We start from the raw sequence: 19,946 nt of genomic DNA, 5'->3' as shown, positions 1-19,946 counted from the left end.
TAGTTACCGTCAGTTGGATGGTTAATGATGGGATTTGGGAGAAGTTGAAATGAAGTTAGCGGTAAGACAAAAAAAATTGATTGTGCTGATGGCCAGTGCTTTTGCATCAAATTTTGCACTGGCACAGTCAAATAATATGGCCACACAGTTAAATAGAGTCGTGGTGACAGCATCGGGTTTTGAACAAAAGATTAAGAATGCGCCAGCCTCTATTTCCGTGATCACGAGAGAAGATTTAGAGGAGCGTCCGGTTCACTCTATTGCTGAGGCATTACGAGATGTGGAGGGGATTGACGTTACTGATGGAACAGACAAATCAGGCAGTTTGCAAATACAAATACGGGGTATGCCTGCTGATTACACGCTGATTCTGATTGACGGGCGCAGGCAAAACAGCGTGGGTAACGTACAGCCAAATAGTTTTGAGCGTACTGAAAACAACTTCTTGCCACCTATTTCGGCGATTGAACGTATAGAAGTTATTAGGGGGCCAATGTCCACACTGTATGGTGCGGATGCGATGGGTGGGGTAGTGAATATCATTACCCGCAAAATCTCAGACGAGTGGCGAGGTGCGGTGAATTTGGGTACCACCATCAATTTCGATTCTGAGTTTGGCAATAATACCTCTAGTGATTTCTATATTGATGGGCCATTGAAGCAGGGGCTGCTTGGCATGTCCGTGCGTGGCGCTTATGTCAATAATCAAGAAAATAATGTCACCTATACCAATGACGAAGGTAAAGAGGTCACGCCTACTTTTAGTGGTAATAAAGTCCCTAATCGTCGTTACGACACAGGCTTACGATTTGCGTTGACCCCCACTAAAGACCATGACATCGTTTTGGAAGGCACATGGTCTAGACAAAAGTACGATAACTCGTGGTGCGCACCAAACACGCCAAACTTAGGGCGTTGCGGTCCGATGGGACGCTGGAATGGGGGCTATTCAAGCGATGCATTACGCTTTCATCGGGACTCATATACCTTGGCGCATACAGGTCGCTACAGCTTTGGTACCTGGGATAGCAGCATTATGCACAACACCACCGAGACCATTGGTAGGTTGATCCCAGAAGTTCTGCCTGCTCAGCACCGTCCGGCAGGTACCGAGGCTAATGATCCTCGTGACCTGAAAATTCGCAATATCGTGTTTGATACCAAACTGGTAACGCCACTGGGTACAGATAACCATATGTTTACGCTAGGTGGACAATGGTGGTCAGCCAAGATGACTGACACGTTGGTCGGAAGCCCTATGGAGCATAAGCAGTGGGGTATTTTTGCTGAGGATGAATGGTCCTTAACAAACGATCTTAGTCTCACGCTAGGTGCTAGGTACGATCACCATAACTGGTACGGTGGCCACTTTAGTCCTCGTGCCTATGTGGTGTGGAATACAACGCCGAACTGGACCATAAAAGGTGGTATTAGTCGCGGTTTTAAAGCGCCAAAAGTCAATGAGTTAGCGCCAGGGATACAGAACGTTGGGGGGCAGGGAACACGGCCTATTATTGGCGGTAATCCTGATATGAAGCCTGAAACCAGCACCTCATCTGAAATTGGGTTTATCTATGATAACTTGAGCAACTTCTCTGTTGGGGCTACGGTCTTTAATACGGATTTCAAAGATAAGTTGGAATCAGAACGAGTATGGAACTGCCGATATACAGGCGCAGATAGACCGATGGACGAGGAGTGCGTGGATATAGGTAGCTGGACGGATGACAACGGCGTAGAGCAAGCGACATTCAATAGACGCACAAACCTTTCTAAGGCCGTCACCCGTGGGGTTGAGCTGCAGGCTAAATATCTGATTACAGAGAATGTAGATATTTCTGCGAACTACACCTATACCTATAGCCGAATTAAATACCCAGGCCATGCTGATGATGGCAAACCACTGACCTCTACACCCAAAAATATGTTTAACGCTAAGCTGACATGGCATCCCGATGATGCCTTAAGTTTGTGGACGCGATTGGAGTACAGAGGCAAGCGTTATCGTGACAACCAAGGGGAAAATGGTGGCAATCGCTATTACCGATCGTTAACGCTGGCCCACGTGGGTGGGACATACAGAGTGAGCAAAAACGTTGCCTTGAACATGGCGGTTTATAACGTGTTTGACACGAGCACAGTGGATTACCAACGTGAAGGTAATTCATATGCTAACCAATATAGGATGGTTGAACCGGGTCGACGCCTCTGGCTTTCCACGAACATTACGTTCTAATGGTTGTGTAGATAGTCTGTGTAGAAGGCCACCTCTGCTGGGGTGGCCTTTTTCATGTGCTGATGTGGTGTATTGCCCTGAGGATGCAGCGGTTTTGGTGGGGCTGCTTTAGCTCGTAAATTGAATAAACATACATCTTGACCGATCGGTAAACTAGTGATGTAATTTCGCCGTAGTAGTGTGATCAAGGAGCAGGCATGATAGGTAGACCCAAGGAGTACGATGACGCGGCAGTGATTAATGCTGCTATGGATGTGTTTTGGGAAAATGGCTACGAAGCTAGCTCTACCCAAGTACTGTGCGAGCGCACCGGTTTGGGTAAAGGCAGCCTTTATCATGCGTTTGGCAGCAAGCAAGAGTTGTATGAGCAAGCATTGCGGCATTATCAGGAACTAGGTATTACAGCGCAAACGCGTATTCTGAATGGGCCTGGAAGTGCTAAAGACAGGTTGCGCGCCTTGTTGCAATGGGGCGTAGAGGGCGATATGGACTCTACTCAGCCTCATGGTTGCATGGCGTTGTTCTCGGTAATGGAGCGCAGCAGCAAAGATCCAGCCGTAGAAAGCATTAACCGTGCCTATGTGTGTAGGCTGGAATCCGCGTTGGCCGAGGTGATTTCTGAAGGGCAGAAAAATGGCGATATCAATGCTGACCGGCCGGCATCCAGCGTAGCTCGTGCTTTTTTAGCCAGTTATTATGGTTTACGAATTTTGGGGCAATCTATGCCTGATCGTGCTTTTTTAGATGATGTGCTAAACGCGACTATGGCCAAGTTTTAAGTGTGATATGTGATGACCGGCCTTGTGCCGGTTCTTTTGTTTTGTTTTTGTACTGATTGGTAAAGTATTAAGAGGATAACCCATGCCACTCGTTGTTTATATATTGGGAATGACCATTTTTTCACTCACTACCTCAGAATTCATGGTGGCAGGCATGATGCCATCCCTGACGCATGCGTTCGATGTGTCGGTAACGCAAGTAGGGTATTTGATTTCGTTATATGCCATAGGCATGGTAGTGGGTGGTCCCGTGCTGACCGTGCTGTTACTACGATTGGGCGTTCCCAATAAAAAAGCCTTGCTGTGCTTATTGGGTTTTTATGCGGCAGCACAATCCGTGGCGGCTTCCGCTAGCAGTTACGAGTTGATGGCGATTGCGCGCGTAGTGACTGGCGTGGCAGGTTCCGCATGTTTTGGTGCGGCGTTGGCGATTTGTGCTGACATCGTGACCGCTGAAGCCAGAGGGCGAGCGGCATCTATTGTGGTAGGTGGGTTAATGCTAGCAACGGTAATGGGTGTGCCGATGGCGACCATCATTGATCAACAGTGGGGATGGCGAGCCAGCTTCTGGTTGGTGGTGGCGTTAGCCGTGTTGAGCATGTTGTTGATTGTATGGCTGGTGCCGCGTTCTCAAGGGGTGGCCGTGGTGAGCCTAGCAGCTGAACTGCGAGAATTCAAAAACCGTCATTTGTGGGCGGCCTATGCGACCAGTGCATTGATCATCGGAGCAACCTTCGCCGCATTTAGCTACTTTGCGCCTATTCTTACTCAGGTCACAGGCTTTACGGCAGCATCTATCCCGTGGTTATTAGCGTTGTACGGCGCGGCCAATGTGGTGGGAAACAGCATTGTGGGTCGCTATGCTGATCGCTATACCATGCCCATCATGCTGTGGGGCTTATGCACACTCATGGCGGCATTAACCGTATTTGCGCTATGGGGAGAGTACAAGGCAGTGAGCGTAGGGCTCTGGTAGTAATAGGTATGGTGGGTGTGCCGATGAACCCTGCCATGATTGCGCGAGTGATGCGCACCGCACACCCAGGTGCGTTGGTGAATACCGTCCACACATCCGTGATTAACATAGGCTTAGGTGTGGGGGCATGGATGGGCGGCTTAGGCATTGCCGCAGGTTACGGTGTACGTTCACCATTGTGGGTAGGCATAGCGTTGGCCTTTTTAGGTGTGTGTAGCCTGATGCCATACAGGAAGCAGCGCAGCACCAGCATAGGTGCTACGGCGGGTCAGCGCGGCGGTACTCAAGACGGTGTTCGATGTTCTCTGTAAGCGGCCGCTAAAGTACGTAAGGCATCACGTGAACGGGTATCGGTTAGGGTTGAATGCAACATAATGCGTGATGAAGGGAGGGTGGGTAAGCCCATGCGTTGACTCACCTCTACGGTATCGGCAGGCGCTAAGCGGCACGAAAATGCGGCAATGGCTAACCCGGCGGATACCGCAGCCATGACCGCCGCATGGCCACCGCCTACAAACACTTCGCTCCAGTCCAGTTCGGCTGTTTCTAAGGCACGGGTGGCAATATCACGTACGCCACAGCACGGTGCGAGTGCGGCTAAGCGTAACGGTGTGCCTGGCGGCTGATGAAAGGTAGGAGCCGCAAACCAACCAAAGTGTTCTGGGCCTAAGTCTTCGCCATCGCGACGATCATCTTCTTGTCGAACAATCACGGCATCCAGTTCACCGTTATCAAAGGCGTCTAGCAACGAGCGTGAGTTTTCTATACGCACTTCGATGGTTAGGGCAGGGTCGCGAGCATTGAGTCGGGCCAGTAGCGTGGGGATTTCAGGGCCGGCCACATGTTCGGCTATGCCTAGCCTAAAGCGCCTGCACTCGCACGATAAGGCTTGTACTGCGCGATCGTGCGCCACAATGAAATCACGGGCAGGTTGCAGAAACAGCGCACCCGATGCCGACAGGCGTACTTGGCGCGGCGTACGTTCTAGTAGCTTATAGCCCAACCTATCTTCTAGACGTTTTAGTTTCACGCTGATCGCACCTTGCGTGCTGCCTAGCGCTTCTGCTGCGCGGGTAAAGCTTTGGAAATCCGCAATAGCGATAAAAGCCTGTACAGAGTCCACATCCAGTATTGGCTTGCTCATATCTATTCAAATTTGTTGTTACTGATATGTTCAAGCATAGCATTGATGAATGGTTGTGGGATGACTAAGATCAGTAGCCTGTGATGGCATGCCACAGGGCGTGTCTGCATTATCGTTTTTCTCAAAGGTTTATTGATGTCACTTTCACCTCTACAGCAGCGCAAATTTGCCCTGATTGCGGTGTGTTTATCCGCGTTGATGCTGGGTTTGGAAATCTCTAGCGTACCGCCTATTTTGTCCACCATAGAACAGGTGATGGGCGCGAGTTTTAGGCAATTGCAATGGGTGATGGCCGCCTACACCATTGCCATGACGACCATTTTGATGGCGGTGGGCACGTTAGCGGATCGTTATGGGCGCAAACGCGTCTTTGTGCTTGGCATCGTCGCCTTTGGCATTACCTCGCTGATCTGTGGTCTGACCGAAAGTGCGGCGGTGCTCATTGTGGCGCGGTTCTTGCAGGGGTTAAGCGGAGCCATGATGTTGATCTGCCAAATCGCGATTTTATCCAGCCAATTTCGTGATGGCGTAGAGCGCGGCAAGGCTTTTGCGTGGTGGGGCATTGTGTTTGGTGCTGGGCTAGGTTTTGGTCCCATCGTGGGTGGGGCTATTTTGGCCTTAGCGAGTTGGGAATGGGTGTTTTTAATTCATGGTGCTTTGGCCGTTATCACGTTGGTACTAAGCATTGTGGGGGTACAAGAGTCGGTAGACCCGAACGCCACACGCTTAGATATAGCGGGCATTGTGACCTTATCCATTGCCGTGTTTTGTTTGGTGCTGTTCGTCACACAAGGCCCGGTCTTAGGGTTTGGTAGTGCGGCGGCCTTGGGGATCATCGTGCTATCTGCCATCAGTGTGATCGCTTTTGTTATTGCCGAACGCCTAGCCACTAGGCCGATGATTGAGTTCTCGGTGTTCAGAATACGGAAATTCTCAGGGGCGCTATTAGGCTCAATGGGGCAAAACTTTAGCTTCTGGCCATTTATCATTTACCTGCCTATTTATTTCCATGTGGGTTTGGGTTACGACAGCGTACAGACGGGTATGGCGTTATTAGCCTATACCTTACCCACTTTGTTTATTCCCCCGCTGGCAGAGCGACTGTCATTGCGATACCAGCCTGGCGTGGTGATTCCCTTAGGCTTGTCTACCATCGGCTTGGGCTTTGTATTGATGAAAATAGGCAGTGTCTCTGCGCAGCCGGGTTGGTGGATATTGCCCGGTTGTGTACTCGCGGGGATAGGGCTAGGTTTAACGAATACGACGGCTACCAATACCATTACGGCGGCAGTATCAGCCGATCGAGCTGGCATGGCCTCGGGTGCCGATACCAGTGGCAGAATGATTTCCTTAGCATTTAATATTGCCGTGATGGGCTTGGTATTGGTAGAGGGAATTAGAGCCTATCTGTTGGACACGTTGCATGTGGCCGATAGTGATGAAACACGCTTCTTAGCCGAGAAAATCGCAGCCGGCGATGTGACGGCCATAGCGCAAAATGCCGAGTTACTGGCGCATGTATCTGCGCCGCTGGATGCCGTGCATGCCGCATTGATTTACGGCTTTGGCTGGGTGATGACCTACGGTGCGCTTAGCGTATTCGCCTTGGCGGCCTTAAGTGTGATGGTGTTTGCGCCGTGGCGTGAAACCCGGGCAGCGTTAGAAAGGGCAGACGTAGCCGTATGAGTAAAGTCACTCACATAGTGGTTGAATTTATAAAGCCAACTTTGTAGCATGGTTGGGCCCACAATACCGTGGGCCTTTTTTGTTTTTATCTCTGCTTTTTATGGCTACGGTGTGATGAGAAAAGCCTTTAAATTGATCTCTGCAGTAACGTTTGCATTGCTCTCTACAGCTAGCGTAGCGCAAACCTTAAGTTTGACCTTTGACGATGGTTTGAACCCAGATAAACAGCCGCAGGCGTCTACATGGAATCAGGCTATTTTAGATGCGTTGAAAAGCGCCGACGTGACAGCGATGGTGTTTCCTGCACTGGATCGCTTGGGCGGCGAGGCAGGTTTAGCCCTGATACGGCAATGGGGCGAGCAAGGGCATGCTGTTGGTAATCACACCTCCAAACATCGTAGCTTGGCGTCTGCTCAATTATCGTTGGATGACTTTATTGCGGATGTGGTTGAGGCCGATGTAGTACTCAACACATTGCCCAATTGGACACCCATGCTGCGTTTTCCTTATCTTAAAGAGGGCGATACGGTAGAGAAGCGTGATGGCATACGTGAGTGGATGCGCCTGCACGGGTATAAAGCGGCACCGGTTTCCATTGATGCCAGCGACTGGTATTACAACCAAGTCTATTCCGCATGGATGGATGCAGGCGAACCCGCCAAAGCACAGCAAGTGCAAGAAGCGTATATAGAGCATTTGCTGGATCGTGCGGCGTATTACGATACATTGGGCACACAAGTGCTGGAACAACGCTCTGCGCATGTATTGCTGCTGCATACCAATCGTATTAATGCTGAAACTATTCCTGCTGTGATACAGGCTTTCAAACAGCAGGGCTGGAGTTTTGTGCCGCCATTACAGGCATTTGAAGACCCGTTGTATGTGACGGGAGTAGAGAGCTTGCCTGCAGGGGAAAGCATTATTTGGGCACATGCCAAACTCAAAGGGGTAGAGGGTTTGCGCTACCCAGCGGAAGATTCGGTGTATGAAGAACCGCGTTTGGAAGCGTTGGGGTTGTTGCCGCTACCCACTACAGAGTAATCAGAGCCAAAAGGCGTGCCGTCAATCGTCTAGGCATTACGGCACGTGGTACACAACAGTTGCTTAGAGTTTGCCAATGCGCATGTTGATGGGCCAGACAATACTGCGTTGGCGGTTTTCATCCCCCCATGCGATGGCAATGTCCGTGGCAAATTGCAGAATAAGATCTTCGCTACCGGCTTCTTTGGCATGACGTACGGCTGACCACGTAAACAGATAGCCCAAAAATTCAGCAAGGTTCCACTGCACGCGAATCTCCAGTGCGGGTGCTGCAATTTCTTCAAAAGGGAAATCCAACGTGGCATAGCCATCATCAACGAGTTTACGTTCAGCGGGCCAGTAAGGGCCGATTTCATTCCAGTAAAAGTGCTGGAAACGTTGGTCTAACTCAGGCTCTAAATTCAGTACGCCGTAGCTAATGAGCGCCAGCACGCTATTGGGCTTAGCGATGCGACGAACCTCTTGGTAAAAGCTAGGTAAGTGAAACCAGTGAGCGGCTTGTGCGGCGGTAATCAGGTTCACAGAGTTATCTGCTAGGGGCAGCTTTTCTGCAGGCGCACACTGATAACGTATACGTTCATGTGCTGGGCTATTGGCGATCTGGTCTGCGCTTGGATCTATGCCCACAACCGTATCAAAATGCGCGGCTAATAATTGGGTAAGCTGCCCATTGCCGCACCCTACATCTAGGGCTTGATGGTGCTTTTGCACAGTAGAAGCAAGAAAGCTTGCCAGTTCGGCAGGGTATTCGGGACGAAAGCGTGCATAGTCTTGCCCGCCTTGATCAAACCAATTTTTAGATGTGCTCATGCTGCTGCTCACAGGTAAGAAGTGCTATTGCAAATTGAATTGTAGCGGCTGGAGAGTGTGAGCGGGGGAGTGTACTGAGTTAGTACGGTGATAGCAGAACGAGACTTAGTCGTTAGCTAAGTGGGAAATAAAAAAGCCATTTCCGAAGAAATGGCTTTTTTACTAAATATGGCGCGGCTGGCAAGATTCGAACTCACGACCCCTTGGTTCGTAGCCAAGTACTCTATCCAACTGAGCTACAGCCGCTGTGAGAAGTAAACTATAACACTAAATATAATACCGGCGCAAGAATAATTTACTAGATAGGGTATACGGCAGTGTAAAGGGCTGTGTGGATGTGCCAAAGTCGAATGTTATGATGCAGCCTTGTCTTTAGGCTAGCGGCCTTATCGCTGCATTAGGAGTATCTACGCATGGTTCCATTTGGGCTAAGTACAACGCAATTTCAAACCCGTTATAGACGCTGCTTGGAAAAGGCATCCAAGCATCTTATCAACGAGTTACGTGCGTTGTTGACACGACCAGTGCCCGATACTGTGCTCAGCGCTGAAGTGCAAATTTTCTTTGGCGAAGACGGTTTGGAAACCCCATCTGCGTGGATTTACTACAGCGGCGAGAATAACAAAGTCGACAATAACGACCTTTCTATCTTTGCTGGCAGAGCCATGGAGCTTTCCATAGGTTTAGAGAAGATGGATAGCTTTCACGAAGACTATTTCCTCGATGAGGAGTTTGATGGTTTGGCCATTGCCGCTAATACGACGCAAGCATGGTTTGCCGAGTGCTGGTGGAAAGCCGGTGGTTGGAGCTACGCCGTGCCTGTTGTGGCATGGGTGCACGATGGCTTTGGTGATGGCAATGGTATAGAGCTTTCTGAGGAGTAATATCGCACTCCCAAGATCTATCTGTGTATGTGGTTGTCTAGAACGGTCAGAGTATGGAGTCCGATGTCAGTTGAATCTATAGCCGAAGGTACTCTATCTCACCGGTGCAACAGCGATGTCTTAGCAGTATCCAGCAAAGTTCTGTAGAGCATCTTTCTGCACTGAGCCTGCGGCTCTGGCATTCGCAGTGATATGGAGGCTATTGAGCATCAAAATGGGAAGTATTGTTTTGTGCTTGTCCCTCAACTCTAACAGCATGAGTTAGCCAGAAATTCCTCTAGAACATCATATTAGGACTGTTTACTGTGACAGCAAGCTTAGAGAAAAAGACAGCATACCTTGATCACAACTTTCTTGATAAGCTCTCAAAGGGCTATTGGCTTGAATTCTTTGGATATATTAGGGATAACTATCGGGTAGTTTACTCTGATGCAACCCTGAAGGAAATAAAAAGATCTGGACTTGGAGCTCCTAGATTTATAGATGCTCTTTGTTTTTTAGAAGCAGAGCATATAAGAATAATATTAACAGATGAATTTGATTCAACGAATTTTGCATACTATACCAGCCTTAGCCCAAAAGATGTATTTTCTGAATACTGTGAAAACCTGTCCTCCATTTATGAGGGTATAGAAGAGTCAACAATAAAATCACTATTAAAAATGTATGGTGGTCTAAATGGAGTTGGGTTCGAGGAGATAAATAAGTATCAAAAAAATTCATTTTCTGAATTAGTTAATGATTTATCAGAAAAAAACAACGAAATAAGAGAAATAAATCCAGATGTTTATGAAAAAATAAAGAACAGAACCTCTGGGTTTCAAGAGTCTTTTGATGCTGCTCTTGCTCAGTCTTCTGAGCATATGAAAAAATATGTAAGTGATGACTTGGGATTTTCCGGAGTACAAACCTACAGGTCAGAAGTTGAAATAACCCCAAAAATTCTCAACAACATAAAGCCACCAAATGTCATAGAGAAAATATTTGATCTATATAAAAGGGTTGATGATTACAAAAATTTCTCAATAGAGCAATTTCTTGGTATATCTTGGAATGAAATATACAAAAGAGAAATGCATACACATGAAAAAATAAGAGCCATTTATAACTTATTAAATTTCATAGGGTATGTGTCAGATTCTAATATGAAAAAAGAAAGAAGATTGGTGGCTGCTATGAGTGATGCAGACCATGCGGCTATGGCATCTTTCATAGATGTTTTGTTTTCTCTAGACGAAAAATTTGTCATAAAAACAGAAGCAGTTTACGAGTATCTTGGTTGTCATACAAAAGTCGCAAAAATAACATTTCACAAACAGCAGGCAGATAATTAATCACAAAACTATTTATGCCGTTTATGTGTCTGTATCACAGCGAATGCCGGACTATAGGCTGATGCTGAACGATGTTCTGTAGAACTTTATTGGATGCTTCTAATATCTCACTGTTGCGCTAGTGAGGGTAGCGCTTGTGGCTATGTTTAGTTGATGGCAGATATCGTACACAGGTTGTTCTAGGAAACTCCATACATAAGATAACTCATAGGAGTTCATTGATATGGGAATCAGTAATGAACTCTCTTATGATGTATTACGTATCGCACGTACAGTAGGGAAACACGATCATCACGCACAAGCTTAAGGCCATGCTTGAGTGGCTAAGATGATGGCTAGAGACCAGTAATTATTGTTTATGTCGTCTGCTAACAGAAAATAAAAAAGCCATTTCCGAAGAAATGGCTTTTTTACTAAATATGGCGCGGCTGGCAAGATTCGAACTCACGACCCCTTGGTTCGTAGCCAAGTACTCTATCCAACTGAGCTACAGCCGCTGTGAGAAAGAAACTATAGCACTGTATTTCTTAATGTGTCAACGCTTTTTGATATGAAAGTCTATTTTGGTGTGAAAATAATGCTTCTCTCAGGAGAGGAGCACAGATCTGTCGCTGCTAAGGCGGTATTTTCAGGGCCGCACAGCAAAATTCTGGTGATTGCACTGGCCTAGTAGTGTGTACAAGCGTTACGCTTGATGTTTTCGCACATCTGCGTGCTGGCAGGTGTGTAGTATTGCTTTATTTATGAGCCCTTTGGAGAGCCGAAGTGGAAGATCTGTCCAAGATTACGTGTATTTCTGATTTTCAGCAGTTGGCGCGCCGTCGCGTGCCTAAAATGTTCTATGACTATGTAGATTCGGGTTCCTGGACAGAATCCACCTACAGAGAAAATGAGTCAGATTTTCAACAGCTGAAGTTCAAGCAGCGCGTAGCCGTGAATATTGAAGGTCGTAATTTGGCGACCACGATGTTGGGGCAGCCTGTGAGTATGCCTGTGGCGCTGGCTCCTACCGGCCTGACAGGCATGCAGCATGCTGATGGTGAAATCTTGGCTGCACGTGCGGCGCGTGATTTTGGTGTGCCGTTCACCTTGTCCACCATGAGTATTTGCTCGTTGGAAGACGTGGCCGAGCACACACAAGCTCCCTTTTGGTTTCAGTTATATGTGATGCGCGATAGGCAGTTTATCGAAGCACTGATTAACAGAGCCAAAGCCGCAAATTGTTCTGCTTTGGTGTTGACGCTGGATCTTCAAGTCTTGGGGCAGCGTCATAAAGACATACGTAATGGGTTGTCTGTACCGCCGCGTCCTACGTTGATGAATATGCTGAACTTGGCAACGCGTCTGCGCTGGTGCCAAGGCATGCTAAAAACCAAACGCCGTACTTTCGGCAATATTATTGGTCACGCAACAGGTGTGGATGATTTGGGTACGTTGGCCTCTTGGACGCAACAGCAGTTTGACCCTACTTTGTGTTGGGATGACGTAGAGTGGATCAAGAAATGTTGGGGCGGTAAGTTAGTGCTCAAAGGCATTATGGAAGCCGAAGACGCCCGCCATGCGGTAGATGCAGGTGCAGATGCGATTGTGGTGTCTAACCACGGTGGCAGACAGTTAGATGGCGCGCCCTCTACCATTGCCTGCTTGCCTGCTATTGCCGATGCTGTAGGCAACCAAACTGAAATTTGGTTAGACAGCGGTGTGCGTTCAGGCCAAGACGTTTTGCGTTCTGTAGCGCTGGGTGCCGATGCCACCATGATTGGTAGAGCATTCTTGTATGCCTTGGGTGCGGCAGGGCAAGCTGGCGTCACTCGTGCGCTGGAAATTCTGGCAAACGAGCTGAGCGTGTCGATGGGGTTGTGCGGTGTACGCGATATACAGGATGTAGACCGACGTATCTTGTTAGACCCTGCGCGTTTTGATCGTTAATCGCCTGATGCTTAAGAAAAAGCCCTTGCTGTAAGAGCAAGGGCTTTTTTTATGACTAGCCAAATAGCTTGATGGTGGTTTCGGCGATGTGGCGGCCTTGGTATTTAGCACCATCCAATTCATTTTTAGAGGGCTGGCGCGAACCATCACTACCAGCGATGGTCGTTGCACCATAAGGGCTGCCACCGGTGACTTCATTAATGATGGATTGGCCTTGGAAGCTATAGGGCAACCCTACGATGACCATGCCAAAGTGCATCAGGTTAGTGATGATGCTGAACAGTGTTTGTTCTTGGCCACCGTGCTGTGTACCAGTAGACGTAAATGCACCACCTACTTTGCCATTTAACGCGCCACGTGCCCACAGGCCGCCCGCTTGGTCGAGGAAGCTAGCCATTTGTGAGGACATGCGCCCAAAGCGGGTACCTGTACCGACGATGATGGCATCGTAATCGGCCAGCTCGGCAATGGTGGCAATAGGGGCTTTTTGATCCAGTTTGTAATGGGCAGATTTAGTGACTGCCTCGGGGACCAATTCGGGAACGCGTTTGATGTCTACATGAGCACCGGCTTCGCGGGCACCTTCGGCGACGGCATTCGCCATAGCTTCAATGTGGCCGTAAGAGGAGTAGTAGAGTACAAGAACTTTAGCCATAGTATTTTCCATCAAAAAAAGGTTGGAGGTGATACTGCGTAAAGCGGCTACAACACGTCTTTATTGTACTGAGCTCAATAGAGCATAGGTGCCTTGGTAATGTGCGATCACAATATTTTCGTCATTGTACAAACTGGCTTCAGTAAACGAGACGCTGCGGCCTTGTCGGCATAGCTTGGCTTGTACCTGGACGATTTGGCTGGGTTCGGGGTGAATCAAGCTGGCATGTAAGGCCACATTGCGCTGTGTGAAACCAGGTTGCAATGCACCTTCAACCAAACAACTCATGGCGCTGCCTGCCAATGCGTGCAAGCTGTGCGCGTAGTGTTCGGGGTGTTGCAGTAATAACGGGGCTAAGCACAGATCCAGCGTGATGTGTTGGGCGGATCGTTCCACTTGTTGCAAGCGTTCTACTTGCACCCATGGTGCTAAAGCAATTTGCAGCAACGGATCTATTGGAGTAGTAGCAGTCATAGTATTCAGGGCAAGTCAGGCTGTTTTAGGAGCGGGACGAGAAATATAGGCATTGCCTTGCAGCAGAAAGCGTAGAGGCTTGGTTGCCCATTCACCAGCATAGTCCACACCAATGCGCGGTGCAGTAACCATGGTTTCGTTGTCATGTATCAGGGCTGATTCGGGATGGCAGACATATAAGGCCGAGTCACAGAGGTCATAGCCATTTTGTTCGCGCGTAATACCCATGGCTTTACAGAGACGGCCAGGGCCTGCGGTGTTGGTTCCTAAATCGCCCAAAGGTTCTAAGGCGCGTATCAGCACGGCACTGCCTTGGCCTTCAGGGCCGGTGACAATGTTGAAGCAATGGTGCATGCCATAAATCAGGTACACATAGGCAAAGCCGCCAGGGCCAAACATGATTTGTGTTCTGGGTGTCACGCCACGGCAACTGTGTGCGGCTAAATCGTGAGCACCTAAATACGCTTCCGTTTCTACAATGCGTCCGTAGCGTGTTTGTCCGGCATGTTCGTAGACTAGGTAGTGGCCCAGCAATTGTTGGGCCACTTCTATGGTGTCTTGCAGGTAAAAATCACGCGGTAAAGCCGTGTTCAAAATAGGCATGCCTAGTGTTCTGCCGCATAACGTTGGATGCGGTCCACCCATTCACGTTTTTGCGCTTCGGGCAGGAATGAGGCAGTAAAACTATTCATCGCTAGAGTGACCAATTCGTCTCTGTGTAGGTCTAGCGCGTGTGCACAGGCTAGGTAGTTATCCAGTAGGTAACCGCCAAAGTAGGAAGGGTCATCCGAGTTGAGGGTGATTTTTACGCCTTGGCGCAGCAACGTTGCTAAGTTGTGTTGATGCATGGCATCGAACACCTGCAACTTTAAATTGGACAGCGGACAGACCGTTAGGGCCACTTGCTCTTTGATTAAACGCTGTACCAGTTGAGGGTCGTCTTCGCTGCGTACCCCATGATCCACACGTTCTACGTTGAGTAGATCAAGGGCCGTCGTAATGTACTCGGCGGGGCCTTCTTCGCCAGCGTGGGCGACCAGCCTGAAGCCTAGTTCTTTACAGCGCTGGTACACCTTGGCAAATTTTTCTGGTGGGTTACCTTGTTCAGCAGAGTCTAGCCCTATGGCTATCCACAGGTCGCTGTAGTGTTCACGTAGCGGCAGTGCTTGCTCTAGCGTAGTGAAGGCCTCTTCTTCGCTAAGGTGGCGTAAAAAGCTCAGTATCAAATAGCTGCTAATGCCGTACTTTGCTTGCGCATCCCTACAGGCCGTAGCAATACCCGCGAATACGGTTTCCATCGCAATGCCGCGTGCCGTGTGCGTTTGGGGATCAAACATGATCTCTGTGTGCGTCACACCATCGGCATGGATACGAGCAAAGTACGCCATGGTCATGGCATAGAAATCCGCTTCGTGTATCAGCACACTGGCGCCGGCATAATACAAATCCAGAAAAGACTGCAAATTTTGAAATTGATATGCGGCGCGCAGGGCTTCTACAGAAGGGTAGTTCAGCGGGATATGGTTACGTTCAGCCAGTTCAAAAATCAGTTCGGGCTCCAGAGTACCTTCAATGTGTAGGTGTAGCTCTGCTTTAGGCAAACCACACAAAAAGGTTTGCAGGGCCGTGGCTGGTTGAAACATAAGAATCTCCGGATAAACAGATTAGGAACGAGGGCGTGTCCACGCAGCGACTACTACCAGTGCCCAGCCTGCCACCATCAGAAGGCCACCTAATGGCGTCAAATAGGCCAAAAATGGGATTTGGAACATGACCAACGCATATAAACTGAAGCTAAACAGTACCGAGCCTGCCAGCAAAATGGGGCCGGCAAGGGCGGCGGTACGAGGTTGCAATAACGGTTGGGCAGCGGCCAAAGCAATCAAGCCTAGACCGTGAATCAATTGGTAGAGTACGGCGGTGTGCCAAACGGCAAGCAGGTCAACGTGAACGGCTTTAAGGGCGTGTGCGCCAAATGCGCCAGCGGCAACGCCAATAGTTAATAGTAAGGCGCCTGCGCCGCAGAGAGTTCTAGATTGCATAGGTAATTCAGTGATTGAAAGCCGACATGAGGCTTTACTTTAACAGGTATTAGGGCTTTTCTGTCAGGTGAAAAAAGCAGGCTAGGGCGCTGGACTTAAGGGTGGTTGAACTTATAATCATCAAGCACTACCGGAACTGAAATCAAGGTGATGGGTCAGATGAAACAGCGACGAATTAAAGCAAAAAAGACGGGGTTGAGTGCAGCAGTGATTGTGGCACTGATCATGCTGTCATGGTTGTGGGAGCAGTGGTTGCCAAGCTCGGTAGAGCCTAGTGCCATCACTGTGGGTGAATCAGGCGTCCTAGAAGGGCGGGTGGTACGCGTGGCGGATGGCGATACGTTAACGGTACAAGTAGGCAAGCAACAGTACCGTATTCGGCTTGCCAGTATTGATGCCCCCGAAACGCATAAAAGCACCGAGCAGCCAGGCCAACCTTATGCGCAAGCATCCAGAGATTTTCTCTATCAGCGGGTAGGGGGCAAAAACGTGCAGCTCAATTGTTATGAAGACGATAATTACGGTAGAAAGATTTGTGATGTGAGTCTACCTGGCCAAGAGACCAGCTTAAATCGTCAGTTGGTCGCGGCTGGTTATGCCTGGGCGAATCAAGAAAAGCGTGGCCGTTTCTTACGAGACAAACACATGCTAGACCTGCAGCAGCAGGCGCAGAAAAACAAACAAGGTATATGGCAGGATGCCTCACCTGTAGAACCGTGGGTGTGGCGTTATCAATGCTGGCAACAGAGGAAGTGTGACTAATGCGTAAACTCTGGCTGGTGGTCGTTGTAGGACTGGTAGGGGGGCTAGTAGGCTGCGGCGATGAGGTGGTGAATAACCCCTATCCGTCAGAGCAGGTGGCTGAGAACGTGTTCTATACCGCGTTTACCCAGCGTTCACCGCGCACCTTGGATTCCGCCACCAGCTATTCTGGTGACGAAACCCCCATCACCTATTCGGTGTTTGAGCCGTTGTATGGCTATCACTATCTTGAGCGCCCCTATAAGCTCATGCCCAGAGCTGCCGTAGAGGTGGTGGAGCCTTATTATCTGGATGCGCAAGGCGAACGCTTGCCGGCTGATGCCGATGGTGAGCAGGTAGCCATGAGTGTGTACGACATTAGGTTGCGCCCTGACATTTTGTACCAGCCACACCCTGCTTTTGCACGCTCAGAGTCTGGTGGGTATAGCTATTGGCCTATTACACCAGAGCAGCTAGAAGGCAAGTACGCCATTCCTGATTTTCCTCAGAGTGGTACGCGCCCGTTGGTGGCCGACGATGTGGTGTATGCCTTTAAGCGATTAGCCAGCCCTCGTGTGGTGTCGCCTATTTTTTCGACGATGGCCGCGCATGTGGAAGGCATGCGTGACTATGGTGAGCAACTGAAAGCAGTCAACCAAGCGCTGCCTGCAGAGCAGTGGTTAGATTTACGCGAATATGAGTTATCGGGTGTGCAAGCACTGGATGAACACACATTACGCATACGCGTACTGGGTAAGTACCCACAGTTTAAATATTGGTTGGCCATGACTTTTGTGGCCCCTGTGCCGTGGGAGGCTGATCGTTTTTATCATCAGCCCGGCATGGCGCAGCACGGGTTGTCATTCAGTAGGTGGCCGGTAGGTACAGGGCCGTATATGCTGACGGAATACATTCCTAATCGTAGGCATGAACTCACACGCAACCCGAATTTCCGTGGCGAGCCATACCCCTGTGAAGGCAGTGCGGAAGACAAAGCGGCTGGCTTATTAGACGATTGCGGTAAGCCTATGCCCTTTATTGATAAAGCCATATTCAGCATAGAAAAAGAAAGCGTACCGCTGATGGGTAAGTTCTTGCAGGGCTACTACGATATTCCACAGCTAGAGCGTGGTGAGTATGGGGTGGCGATGCTGGTCGCCGCAGAAGACTCGCCCGAAAAGGCGCTGCTGTACCAAGAGCGTGCGTTGCAGTTAAGCAGTGCGACCGAGGCCAGTTTGTTTTACATGGGCTTTAACTGGTTAGACCCGATTGTCGGTAAGGGCGACACGCCAGAGCAGGCCGAGCGTAACCGGTATTTGCGTCAAGCGATTAGCATTGCCTTTGATTGGGAAGAGTTCGTCAGCATTTTCCAAAACGATCAAGCCGAGGTCGCGCATAGCCCATTACCACCAGGTGTGGTGGGTTATGAACCACTGCCTGCGGGCATGAACCCTACGGTATACACCGAAGACGCCGGACACGTACGTCGCCGCTCGTTGGACGAAGCGCGTCAGTTGCTTGCCAAAGCAGGGTATCCCGATGGGCGCAATAGCGAGACGGGCGCGCCGCTGATTTTGTACTACGACTCCATGACGGGGATGGGGGCTAGCGCGTCGTTGGACTGGATGCGTAGGCAACTACAGGCTATTGGTGTGCAGTTTGAGATACGCGCCAGTGACTACAATCGCTTCCAAGAAAAAATGAGCAAGGGTTCAGCGCAGCTGTTTTTGTGGGGCTGGGTAGCCGATTACCCGGATGCCGAGAATTTCCTGTTCCAGTTGTATGGCCCACAAGCGAAGGTAGCGCATGGCGGAGAAAATGCCGCTAATTACGAAAACCCTGAGTACGACAAGCTATTCAGGGCTATGCGTTATTTGGATGATGGCCCAGAAAAAGAAGCGGTAATACGCAAGATGGTGTCCATTTTGCAAGACGATGCTGTGTGGATGTTTGGGTATTTCCCCAAGTCGGGTGGGGCGGCCCATTCGTGGGTACACAATTTGAAGCCCTCGCAAATGGTGCGTAATACGCTGCAATATTTACGTATAGATCCTGAGCGTAGGGTGGTGTTCCAGCAGCGTTGGAATCAACCGTATTGGTGGCCACTATGGCTGGCTTTGTTGCTGGGCGGGGGCGTAGCGGTGTACTTGTGGCGTCAGGTGAAAAAACGAGAACAACAGACTGTGCGTGCCGTTACCGTATCACCTAAGGAGGGGCAACCATGATCCGTTATGTATTGCGCCGATTACTGTACGGTGTGTTGATTCTGTTTGGGGTAAATCTACTGACCTTTGTGCTGTTTTTTGCGGTGAATACGCCTGATGATATGGCGCGTCTTGCGATTGGTGGTCAGCGTGTTAGCGCCGAAGCCGTAGAGCAATGGAAAACCGTACATGGCTACGACAAGCCGTTGTTTTATAACGATGAGGCCAGCGGCAGTGAAGCATTTACCAACACTATTTTCTACGAACGCTCTGTGCCACTGCTGCGTTTTGATTTTGGCTTTTCTGACAATGGTGCAGACATTACGCGTGAGATCACACAACGCATGGGGCCTAGCTTAGCCTTGGCCATACCCACCTTTATTTTGGGGTTGTGGGCATCCATCATGTTTGCCTTGTTGTTGGTGTTTTTCAGGGCAACGGCGGTGGACTTCACGGGGGTCGTAGTGTGTGTGGTGTTGCTGTCTATTTCAGGGCTGTTCTACATCATTGCCGGGCAATGGATGTTTGCCAAAGTCTTGCGGTGGGTGCCGTACTCTGGTTGGTTAGATGGCATGCAAAACATTAAGTTTTTGATACTGCCAGTGCTGGTGGGCATTATGTCCAGATTGGGGGCAGAGTCTAGGTTTTATCGCAGTCTATTCTTAGAAGAAGCCTACAAAGACTACATACGTACCGCACGCGCCAAAGGCTTATCCGAACAAGCCGTATTGTTCAAACACCTATTACGTAATGCCATGCTGCCTATTTTGACGGGCACAGTATCGGCCATACCGTTGTTGTTCATGGGTAGCCTGATTGCAGAATCCTTCTTTGGTATCCCTGGTTTAGGCAGCTACACCATCGATGCTATTAACGCGCAAGACTTATCCATTGTGCGCGCGATGGTGTTTTTAGGATCGTCCTTATACATCGTCGGGCTGATCTTGGCGGATATTTCCTATACCGTGGTGGACCCTCGTGTCCGGTTTGAATAAATGTTGAGCAGCTATT

At 49.4% G+C, this 19,946-nt stretch carries 19 protein-coding genes and 2 tRNA genes; 12 read left to right on the top strand and 9 right to left on the bottom strand.

The window, feature by feature from the left end:
• Positions 1-49: 49 nt before the first annotated feature.
• From ACLPHM_RS16965 to ACLPHM_RS16950, 4 genes are all read left to right on the top strand, one after another.
• Positions 50-2,236 (top strand): TonB-dependent receptor domain-containing protein, encoded by a 2,187-nt coding sequence (locus ACLPHM_RS16965; RefSeq protein ID WP_430222390.1) that lies wholly within the window; start codon positions 50-52, stop codon positions 2,234-2,236.
• Positions 2,237-2,433: 197 nt separating this feature from the next.
• Positions 2,434-3,015 carry a TetR/AcrR family transcriptional regulator gene (locus ACLPHM_RS16960; RefSeq protein ID WP_430222389.1) on the top strand — a complete coding sequence of 194 codons (582 nt, stop codon included), beginning with the start codon at positions 2,434-2,436 and terminating at the stop codon, positions 3,013-3,015.
• Positions 3,016-3,097: 82 nt separating this feature from the next.
• Entirely contained in the window at positions 3,098-3,991 is an 894-nt protein-coding gene (locus ACLPHM_RS16955; protein ID WP_430222388.1) for an MFS transporter, read from the top strand.
• Positions 3,952-4,302, top strand: a complete 351-nt coding sequence (locus ACLPHM_RS16950) for a hypothetical protein (RefSeq protein ID WP_430222387.1) — start codon at positions 3,952-3,954, stop codon at positions 4,300-4,302. Before ACLPHM_RS16955 ends, ACLPHM_RS16950 begins: the two co-directional genes overlap by 40 nt.
• Here ACLPHM_RS16950 and ACLPHM_RS16945 read toward each other — a convergent pair.
• Positions 4,275-5,135 carry a LysR family transcriptional regulator gene (locus ACLPHM_RS16945; RefSeq protein ID WP_430222386.1) on the bottom strand — a complete coding sequence of 287 codons (861 nt, stop codon included), beginning with the start codon at positions 5,133-5,135 and terminating at the stop codon, positions 4,275-4,277. The genes ACLPHM_RS16950 and ACLPHM_RS16945 overlap by 28 nt on opposite strands.
• 135 nt (positions 5,136-5,270) lie before the next feature.
• Between ACLPHM_RS16945 and ACLPHM_RS16940 the strand changes: the two genes are divergently transcribed.
• Together ACLPHM_RS16940 and ACLPHM_RS16935 are read left to right on the top strand one after the other, a co-directional pair.
• Positions 5,271-6,821 carry an MFS transporter gene (locus ACLPHM_RS16940; protein WP_430222385.1) on the top strand — a complete coding sequence of 517 codons (1,551 nt, stop codon included), beginning with the start codon at positions 5,271-5,273 and terminating at the stop codon, positions 6,819-6,821.
• Between the two features lie 114 nt (positions 6,822-6,935).
• Entirely contained in the window at positions 6,936-7,862 is a 927-nt protein-coding gene (locus ACLPHM_RS16935; protein WP_430222384.1) for a polysaccharide deacetylase family protein, read from the top strand.
• Positions 7,863-7,925: 63 nt separating this feature from the next.
• Here ACLPHM_RS16935 and ACLPHM_RS16930 read toward each other — a convergent pair whose 3' ends face one another.
• Positions 7,926-8,672, bottom strand: a complete 747-nt coding sequence (locus ACLPHM_RS16930) for a class I SAM-dependent methyltransferase (RefSeq protein ID WP_430222383.1) — start codon at positions 8,670-8,672, stop codon at positions 7,926-7,928.
• A gap of 169 nt (positions 8,673-8,841) precedes the next feature.
• Positions 8,842-8,918 (bottom strand) — tRNA-Arg (locus ACLPHM_RS16925).
• 167 nt (positions 8,919-9,085) lie between these two features.
• Here ACLPHM_RS16925 and ACLPHM_RS16920 point away from each other — a divergent pair.
• A complete protein-coding gene (locus ACLPHM_RS16920; protein ID WP_430222382.1) occupies positions 9,086-9,556 on the top strand; it encodes a hypothetical protein in 471 nt (156 codons plus the stop codon).
• 305 nt (positions 9,557-9,861) lie between these two features.
• Positions 9,862-10,890, top strand: a complete 1,029-nt coding sequence (locus ACLPHM_RS16915) for a hypothetical protein (protein WP_430222381.1) — start codon at positions 9,862-9,864, stop codon at positions 10,888-10,890.
• Between the two features lie 420 nt (positions 10,891-11,310).
• On the opposite strand, the gene ACLPHM_RS16910 is transcribed toward ACLPHM_RS16915, so the two are convergent.
• Positions 11,311-11,387: transfer RNA gene (locus ACLPHM_RS16910), tRNA-Arg, on the bottom strand.
• Positions 11,388-11,655: 268 nt separating this feature from the next.
• On the opposite strand from ACLPHM_RS16910, the gene ACLPHM_RS16905 reads away from it, so the two are divergent.
• On the top strand, positions 11,656-12,819 hold the full coding sequence (locus ACLPHM_RS16905) for an alpha-hydroxy acid oxidase (RefSeq protein ID WP_430222380.1): 1,164 nt from the start codon (positions 11,656-11,658) through the stop codon (positions 12,817-12,819).
• Between the two features lie 55 nt (positions 12,820-12,874).
• Here ACLPHM_RS16905 and wrbA read toward each other — a convergent pair whose 3' ends face one another.
• Genes wrbA through ACLPHM_RS16880 form a run of 5 tightly spaced genes read right to left on the bottom strand, consistent with a single transcriptional unit; the run spans position 12,875 to position 15,990 of the window.
• Positions 12,875-13,474 (bottom strand): NAD(P)H:quinone oxidoreductase, encoded by a 600-nt coding sequence (gene wrbA / locus ACLPHM_RS16900; RefSeq protein WP_430222379.1) that lies wholly within the window; start codon positions 13,472-13,474, stop codon positions 12,875-12,877.
• 60 nt (positions 13,475-13,534) lie between these two features.
• A complete protein-coding gene (locus tag ACLPHM_RS16895; RefSeq protein WP_430222378.1) occupies positions 13,535-13,948 on the bottom strand; it encodes a PaaI family thioesterase in 414 nt (137 codons plus the stop codon).
• A gap of 15 nt (positions 13,949-13,963) precedes the next feature.
• Positions 13,964-14,551 (bottom strand): DNA-3-methyladenine glycosylase, encoded by a 588-nt coding sequence (locus ACLPHM_RS16890; RefSeq protein ID WP_430222377.1) that lies wholly within the window; start codon positions 14,549-14,551, stop codon positions 13,964-13,966.
• 2 nt (positions 14,552-14,553) lie between these two features.
• The gene (locus ACLPHM_RS16885) at positions 14,554-15,591 is read right to left on the bottom strand and encodes an adenosine deaminase (RefSeq protein ID WP_430222376.1); all 1,038 of its coding nucleotides are present in this window, start codon (positions 15,589-15,591) and stop codon (positions 14,554-14,556) included.
• 21 nt (positions 15,592-15,612) lie between these two features.
• Positions 15,613-15,990, bottom strand: a complete 378-nt coding sequence (locus ACLPHM_RS16880) for a DUF423 domain-containing protein (protein ID WP_430222375.1) — start codon at positions 15,988-15,990, stop codon at positions 15,613-15,615.
• 159 nt (positions 15,991-16,149) lie between these two features.
• Here ACLPHM_RS16880 and ACLPHM_RS16875 point away from each other — a divergent pair, with 159 nt between their 5' ends.
• From ACLPHM_RS16875 to ACLPHM_RS16865, 3 genes are read left to right on the top strand one after another with little or no spacing between them, the layout of a single operon-like run.
• Positions 16,150-16,752, top strand: a complete 603-nt coding sequence (locus ACLPHM_RS16875) for a thermonuclease family protein (protein WP_430222374.1) — start codon at positions 16,150-16,152, stop codon at positions 16,750-16,752.
• Positions 16,752-18,956, top strand: a complete 2,205-nt coding sequence (locus ACLPHM_RS16870) for an ABC transporter substrate-binding protein (protein ID WP_430222373.1) — start codon at positions 16,752-16,754, stop codon at positions 18,954-18,956. The genes ACLPHM_RS16875 and ACLPHM_RS16870 overlap by 1 nt, the downstream gene beginning before the upstream one ends.
• A complete protein-coding gene (locus ACLPHM_RS16865; RefSeq protein ID WP_430222372.1) occupies positions 18,953-19,930 on the top strand; it encodes an ABC transporter permease in 978 nt (325 codons plus the stop codon). The genes ACLPHM_RS16870 and ACLPHM_RS16865 overlap by 4 nt, the downstream gene beginning before the upstream one ends.
• Positions 19,931-19,946: the final 16 nt, after the last annotated feature.

It is taken from the genome of Paenalcaligenes sp. Me131, assembly GCF_050487225.1.
In the GTDB taxonomy this organism is placed as follows: Bacteria; Pseudomonadota; Gammaproteobacteria; order Burkholderiales; family Burkholderiaceae_B; genus Paenalcaligenes.
Note: the sequence above shows the minus strand (reverse complement) of the source record. Positions and strands in the feature narration are given on the sequence as shown.